This is a genomic window from Polynucleobacter sp. 35-46-11 (genome assembly GCF_002281105.1).
The window spans coordinates 1-4,738 of the sequence record NZ_NCFJ01000175.1 but is presented as its reverse complement, the minus strand read 5'-3'; the positions used below and the strand labels follow the sequence as shown (position 1 = coordinate 4,738).

The window sequence follows — 4,738 nt, the reverse complement described above, 5'->3', positions numbered from 1 at the left end:
TATTCATTATAAATACTATATTGAATATGGCCATTTATGAGCTATCTTCTAAGCATAAATGTACCGCTAGATTTAGCGGTTATCTCACCGGCCTCATTTAAAACTACGGCCTCGCAATAATTAATCGTTTTTCCAGACTTCAGGACGTTGCCCTCCACCACAATCTTGCCAACGCTCGGGCGCAAAAAACTCACATTCATGTCAATTGTCATAGCACCAAGAGGCTGATTCACGGTACTGCGGGCTGCTGCCCCCATCGCAAAATCCAAGAGCGTCATCACAACTCCACCATGGGCAATATGAAAGCTGTTCTCAAACTCGGGCTTAATCACCAAGCTAATACGGGATTCGCCACCTTCAGCATACTCAGGCACCACGCCCAGGTGAGCCAAAAAAGGAATGGTTAAACCAAAATACGTAGTGTCATTTGAACTGGATGTCATAGGAAAATTGAAATTTAATAAATGGTCGGGGCGAGAGGATTTGAACCTCCGACCACATGCACCCCATGCATGTACGCTACCAGGCTGCGCTACGCCCCGACGAGAAGCGAAATTGTATCAGTTACTGGTTAGAGAGAATTTGCAGAACAGCTTGCAACTCATCGCGCAATCGAAGCTCACCACGAGCCTCATCAAGACGATTTCTGGCGCCACTAATCGTAAAGCCCTCTTCATATAAAAGCGCCCTAATCTTGCGAATTAAGACCACCTCATGATGCTGGTAGTAGCGACGATTACCACGACGCTTTTGAGGGCTTAACTGTGAGAATTCTTGTTCCCAGTAGCGCAGTACGTGGGAGCGAACGCCGCACAGGTCTGATACCTCACCAATGGTGAAATAACGCTTAGCGGGAATTGGGGGGAGCTGCGAACTCAGCAGCACCGACCCATCATCAAATGCTGTTTTCTCGAGCATGTGACTCAACTACATCCTTGAGCTTTTGACTTGCGTGAAATGTCACAACGCGACGTGCTGCAATCGGAATCATTTGCCCGGTTTTTGGATTACGACCTGGACGGGCTGATTTATTGCGTAACTGGAAATTACCAAATCCAGAAATCTTCACTTCAACACCAGCCTCTAGGGACTGTCCGATGCAATCAAAGAAGGCATCAATCATGTCTTTAGCTTCGCGCTTATTCAGGCCAACTTGATCAAAGAGGGCTTCCGAGAGCTCATTTTTGGTAACGGTATCGCTGCTGACTAAATCATTCATGGCGGAAGTCTCTTTGTAATATCTCTTACTAATATTAAACCTAGCGCAGGCGTGCTGCGCAATTTTTCTCAAGTGATGCGAGTAATGCTGTCATAACCGCTTCTATTTGGGCATCCTGCAAGGTTTCTTGCGGATTCAACAATGTCACGCGGAAGGCTAAACTCTTTTCATCATCTGCCATGCTGCTAGAACCAGCCTTAGGTTTGAACTCATCAAACAACTCAATGGCTTTAACAAAGTTCTGATTCTTCGTATTCATTGCATCCAACAAAGTTTGAGAAGAAACGGATTGTTTTACCACCACTGCTAAATCGCGTTGCACTGCAGGAAACTTACTGAGCTCCTCTGGCTGTGGAATGCTGAGATTGCGAATAGCCTCTAGATCCATTTCAAACAGCACTGGTGCCTGAGGTAACTCGTAAGCCTGCTGCAATCCAGGATGTAATTCACCAATCCAGCCAATATTTTGCTTGCCGGATCGAGTTACTAGTTGAATTTGTGCGCTACGGCCAGGATGCAAGGCAGGATGAACCGCAGCTTCAGTCGTGAAATGCAGTGGATCGAGTACACGCTCCAAATCACCCTTCACATCAAAAAAATCAACTGCGCGATCGGCACTCGCCCACTGCTCTGCTACAAATGAACCATAAGCCAAGCCACCGACTTGCTGCGGCTGATGAAAGCCAGCTACCTTACCGGCCTCTTCCTGAACGCTTGCATCACGTTTAAATACGCGACCCGTTTCAAATAAACGGACACGACCGGCGCCACGATTCAGGTTGGACTTGAGATTACCCAGTAAGCCACCCCAGAGATTGCTACGCATCACACCATACTGACTAGCAATGGGATTGAGTACGGCAATGAAATCTTTTTCAGTAGCGCCAGCTAAGCGTTGCTCGCTTTCAAGATCGGTAAATCCAAAGTTCACTGCCTCTTGATACCCCTGAAGAGCTAAACGCTGGCGCAATAAATGCACTCCACGCTTTGCTTCCGCTTTAGCACTCATCTTTAAAGACGAGACTGGGGGTACATCAGGGATATTTTCAAAGCCATACATGCGTGCGACTTCTTCGATTAAATCTTCTTCAATTTCAATATCAAAGCGATAGCTTGGTGGAATCACAACAAATACATCTCCAGACTCTTGCTTGAACTCAAAACCTAAGCGTTTGAACACATCAGCGACAATCTCAGCAGTCAGTGGAATACCAATCACTTTCATGGCACGAGCTAAACGCATACTCACGGGCTTGCGCTCAGGAACTGCTAACACTTGATCATCAATTGGGCCAACTTGGCCACCACACACTTCAACAATCAGAGCGGTCAAATACTCTAAACAGTTAGCTGTATTTTGTGGATCCACACCACGCTCAAAGCGATGTGCTGCGTCGGTGCTGAAATTAAAGCGACGCGCACGTCCTTGAATAGCTGAAGGCTGCCAATAAGCCGCTTCAACATAAATATTTTTAGTGTCGTCGGTTACTGCGCAGTGGTTACCACCCATGATGCCTGCCAAAGCAACAGGGCCAGATTGGTCCGCAACTACGCCAGCGTCTTGAATCTTGCCTGCAGAATCCGGGCCTTGCAAGGTAACTGTCTGGCCATTTAATAACTCAAGGCTTTCACCGGACTTCGCCCAGCGAACTGATAAGTCACCAATTAATTTGTCAATATCGAATACATGAGTCGGCTGACCCATTTCTAACATCACGTAGTTAGACAGATCAACTAAAGGGGAAATGCTTCTTTGGCCAGCATTGCAAAGTCGCTGAATAATCCAATCGGGTGTTTTAGCTTTTGGATTAACACCACGAATTACGCGACCAGCAAAACGTCCGCAAAGATCGGTGCTTTCAACGCTAACTTTAAGCTTGTCCTGTATAGAAACATCTACTGGGGTCCACTTGGGCACACACAATGCAGCACCAGTGATGGCTGACACTTCACGTGCCATACCCATTAGAGACAAACAATCAGCTTTATTAGGTGTCAACTTAATAACAAAGATCTGATCATCTAGATTTAAGTACTGACGAATATCTTCGCCGACTGGCGCATCTGCAGGCAACTCCAGAATGCCTTCATGATCATCGCCTAGACCAAGCTCGCGACCAGAGCACAACATGCCCTGGCTTTCTACACCGCGCAACTTACCCACTTTAATCATGAAAGGCTTGCCACCCGCCTCTGCCGGTGGTAATTCTGCACCAACCATGGCGCAAGGGATTTTGATGCCAGCACGCGCATTCGGTGCACCGCATACTATTTGTAACTCTTGGCCAGTTCCCGCATCCACTTTACAAACACGCAAACGGTCTGCATTAGGATGTTGCTCAGCAGAGAGAATTTGCGCAACCACAATCTTTGTAAATGCAGGAGCTACTGAATGTTGCTCTTCTACTTCAAGGCCAGCCATAGTCATTGCATGACCTAAAGCATTGCTATCGAGCGAAGGGTTTACATATTGGCGTAACCAAGATTCAGAAAATTGCATATGCGCTATCTACTATTAGAAGGTTTGCAAATTAAGCCGGAAATTGCGCTAAGAAACGGAGATCGTTCTCAAAGAAAAGACGTAGGTCATCAACACCGTAACGCAACATCGTCAAGCGCTCTAAACCAGAGCCAAAAGCAAAACCGGTATAGCGCTCTGGATTAATGCCCATGTTGCGCAATACATTTGGGTGAACCTGCCCTGCTCCAGAAATCTCCAACCAACGGCCGGCTAACTTACCGCTACCAAAGGCCATATCGATTTCAGCTGAAGGTTCAGTGAATGGGAAATACGATGGACGGAAACGAACTTGCAATTCATTCGTCTCAAAAAAAGTTCTTAAGAAATCGGTATAAACACCTTTGAGGTCTGCAAAGGAAACGCTCTCAGCAATCCACAAGCCTTCAACCTGATGGAACATCGGTGAATGGGTGGCATCACTATCAACGCGATAGGTTCTGCCTGGGGCAATCACTTTAATTGGCGGCATCACATCAGCGTGAGCGTATTTCTTAACATGCTCACTCGCATAACGAACCTGAATCGGGCTAGTATGGGTGCGCAATAACAAAGGTTTTCCATTGGAATCTTTGCCATCAATATAGAAGGTGTCCTGCATTGAACGTGCAGGATGATTCTCAGGACTATTTAAGGCAGTGAAATTAAACCAATCGGTTTCAATTTCAGGGCCATCTGCTACATCAAAACCAATGGAGCGGAAGATCTCTTCAACACGTTCCCAGGTGCGCATCACGGGATGCAAACTACCTACTGCTTGGCCACGGCCAGGCAAAGAGACGTCAATGGATTCCGCAGCAAGACGTTGTAGCAATACGGCATCAGCCAATGCTTGTCGACGCTCTTGCAGTGCAACTTCTACTTGGGTTTTGATTTGATTAATTTGGGCGCCAGCACTCTTGCGCTCATCAGGCGACATTCCACCAAGCGCTTTTAAACGCTCAGTGAGAACACCTGACTTACCGAGATACTTGGCTTTCGCGTCCTCTAGAGCTGCCGCA

Annotated in this window: 5 protein-coding genes and 1 tRNA gene; all 6 read right to left on the bottom strand. The window is 46.9% G+C overall.

The features are described 5' to 3' along the window. Positions 1-41 precede the first annotated feature (41 nt). On the bottom strand, positions 42-443 hold the full coding sequence (locus tag B7Y67_RS11155) for a PaaI family thioesterase (RefSeq protein ID WP_293598704.1): 402 nt from the start codon (positions 441-443) through the stop codon (positions 42-44). 22 nt (positions 444-465) lie between these two features. Then, positions 466-542, bottom strand: a tRNA-Pro gene (locus tag B7Y67_RS11150). A 22-nt stretch (positions 543-564) separates the two neighbouring features. Further along, entirely contained in the window at positions 565-918 is a 354-nt protein-coding gene (locus B7Y67_RS11145) for a MerR family transcriptional regulator (RefSeq protein WP_293598705.1), read from the bottom strand. Then, a complete protein-coding gene (locus B7Y67_RS11140) occupies positions 896-1,219 on the bottom strand; it encodes an integration host factor subunit alpha (RefSeq protein ID WP_293598703.1) in 324 nt (107 codons plus the stop codon). Before B7Y67_RS11140 ends, B7Y67_RS11145 begins: the two co-directional genes overlap by 23 nt. A gap of 40 nt (positions 1,220-1,259) precedes the next feature. Beyond that, complete coding sequence (gene pheT, locus B7Y67_RS11135) at positions 1,260-3,719, bottom strand: phenylalanine--tRNA ligase subunit beta (RefSeq protein WP_293598702.1); 2,460 nt, start codon at positions 3,717-3,719, stop codon at positions 1,260-1,262. A gap of 31 nt (positions 3,720-3,750) precedes the next feature. Next, positions 3,751-4,738 (bottom strand): phenylalanine--tRNA ligase subunit alpha (gene pheS / locus B7Y67_RS11130; protein WP_293598701.1); only part of this gene is annotated, 988 nt, incomplete at its 5' end.